The sequence below is a fragment of the Rhodopirellula maiorica SM1 genome, assembly GCF_000346295.1.
In the GTDB taxonomy this organism is placed as follows: domain Bacteria; phylum Planctomycetota; class Planctomycetia; order Pirellulales; family Pirellulaceae; genus Novipirellula; species Novipirellula maiorica.
Genome location: NZ_ANOG01000703.1, coordinates 1 through 2,779 on the forward strand (window position 1 = coordinate 1; position 2,779 = coordinate 2,779).

At 57.1% G+C, this 2,779-nt stretch carries 1 protein-coding gene; it reads right to left on the reverse strand.

The window, feature by feature from the left end:
• Positions 1 to 243 precede the first annotated feature (243 nt).
• A complete protein-coding gene (locus RMSM_RS22755; protein ID WP_008701939.1) occupies positions 244 to 2,595 on the reverse strand; it encodes a VIT domain-containing protein in 2,352 nt (783 codons plus the stop codon).
• Positions 2,596 to 2,779: the final 184 nt, after the last annotated feature.

Here is a 2,779-nt window from a genome sequence, read left to right on the forward strand (position 1 = left end):
GTCCGCCGCCAAAGTGCGTGAGGTGACCGGTCAGAAGACGCCACCACTGGCCCGCGGTGGCGGAGGCAAAGTCCAACTGGAAACCAGCAGTCAGGCTCGGAAAGGCATACGCCGCCAAAGCGATCGCGGATAGAACCACCGTCACAGGAGTATGCCGGAGCCAGATGCTTCCCCGGCGACAGATCGTTTGTATCGATGTGCCGCTGGTTTGGGGAAGCGTCCGAGAGCAGGTTTCGCCAGTACTCATCGCGACAGATCCTTCCTGCTTTGATCCTCTACACAATGATCAATGTCGGTTTGGGCCTTTCGTCGCCGCATCATCGCAGCAGCGCCTGCACCGCCGAGCGAGAAGATCGCGGTGATCGGACCGATGGGACCACCACCTCCGCCGCCACCGCTGCGGAATGTGCCGCCACTCGCATGCGGAGCCGGCGACGCCGACGATGGACGCGACGGACCTGATGTTGCGGGCATCGCCGGTGGCGGTGTGGTGTAGGTTTGTGGTGGTGATGCGGTATCGGCAACCACCGGTGAAGTGGATTGTTGATTCGACTGGGCCGGTCTCGTGGTGACTCGCGAGCGGCCAACCGATTGCTCGGTCATGCCCTCGGGCATCATCACCGGAACGGTTTCGGTGACCAGTTGACCCTGGGGCGGCTCGGAAAGTTCTTTTTCGACGGCAATGAACGAGGTGTACTGCGTCATCAGTTGATGCTTCAGCCCAAGCTCGGTGATCTCTTCACGTCCTTGCGGAGTTTCGTGGCCGACGTCGCGGTTCCAAATTTGCCGAATTCGCTGGCGGGCCCAAACGGGACCGATCGAATCGTGAGCGGATTCCTGTTGTGGAAGCTCCAACGCGAGCCCCATTTGCACGGCTTGCCCCAGCACATTGCCCTTCAATGTGATCGTCCCCGATGCCGGCGTATCGTATCGACCCAAAACAATCAGAGGTTTTCCTGCATACAGATCGGGCAGCCGCGAAGGAACGAGGTCTTTCACGACGATGCCGCCCCAGTCGATCTGCAAATCGGTCATGTACGGTTGGCTGGTCAATTCGTGAAAACGTCGAGCGATCTCGGGTGAATTGTCCTGGTTGGTAACTTGCATCGAAAATCCTCGCCCCATTTCGGCGGCGCGGCTGATCAGGTAATCATTCGGAGCTGCCCCGAACGCGATCGGGAAGACGCGAGCATCTTGAAACTCGGGTTTCTGCAAATAGCGAAGAATCGAGTGGTCGTTGCCAACGAGTGCGTCGGTCATCAACACCATATAGCGTGGGCGAGCCGATTCGTCAGCGCTACCGCCCAGTGCCAACTGCAGCGCCGGCAGCAGGTTGGTTCCACCACTCGCTCGCAAGTTACGTACAAATTGCTTTGCGGACTGGACATTGGCATCGTTCGCCACGATCGGATGCGGCCGAAAAGCGTTGGATCGATTATTGAACGCAATGATGCGAAACTCATCCTGTGGGTTCAAATGATCCAGCACATGATCGGCAAACAATCGCAATTGGCTGATCGCAGGCCCGTTCATTGATCCGCTGGTGTCCAGCACCAGGATCACTTCACGAGGCGTGATTTCGGCCGGCTCGATGGACCATTTCGGTTGTAACGCCAGCATGACGTAGCCATCGTCTGCGTCGGATTCGCGGTGGACCAGCGACGCCAAGGTGCTCTCGTCACCGGCCAACCGATATTCGATGACAAAGTCTTTGTCGGCGATCGTCGATTGGTTCTTTAAGGTCACGACCGCATGAGTTTCCGAGGGTTGTTGAATGTCCAATTCGTGGGTGACTGGCACGATTTCCTGGATCGGCATCGCCGCGTCCACTTTTACCGAGACAAACACATCGTTGCCGTTTCGCATTCCCTCGGGAAGAAAGTCGGGGGTGATCCGCGACGCGTCGGGGACTTGATCGGTGTCCTTTGCCCAACCGCGACCGACGTTCGGACGACTCAGCGGGGTTCCTGGGATATAACGAGGCCCGACGACCATCGGGAAACGAAAGACGTAACGGTCTTCGTCGATCTCCAGCGGATGCACGTATTCGATGTTCACCGTCACCTCGCTGTCGGCCGGAATGTTGGCCACCGCCTGAGAAAAGATGTTGGCACGTTCTTGCTCCAGTAGCGCTGCCTTTCGCCCCTGATCCCGAGCTTGTTCATATTCTTGGCGTGCTTCCTCTTTGCGTTTGACTTCGCCGACAATCACACGTTCTCCGATCTGAAAGGAGTAGGCGTCGACGGCACAGTTTTCGGGAAGCGGAAACACGTACAACGCTTCCAGCCGTTCGGAATACGGGTTTTTGAACACCTGAGAGACGCGGACACGCGCCAATACGCCGGAAATGTCAGCCTCCACACGCGTTTCTTTCAGCGTGAAGCATTGACTGGGGGCCGGCAGACGTGCCTTCAGTTGATCGAAGTCGTCTTCGTCAACACGCATTTGTCCTTGAGTGACAGGCGTTCCGCTCAGCACGGTGTAACCCGCTTGGGCCACTGCAGAGAAAAGGAAGATCGTTGCCAGGGCCGAGAACGATTTGAGCAGAGGCCAAAACATCGTTTGGCTACGAGGTAGCGGGGGTTGAGCGATCATGAGAAGAGGTGCTCCGGGAATTGAGAATCGATGTGACTCTCTAGAAAGATCCCGTCGCACGCGCAGCAATGCGCGAATTCGCCAAGTTTCTTGCTCGATCTGCTTTCTTAGCCGCTTTGGCCAACGCTGTGAAGCATTTTTCCCTATAAGGAAAACGCGAATTAGCTGTAGCGAAAGTCGCAGA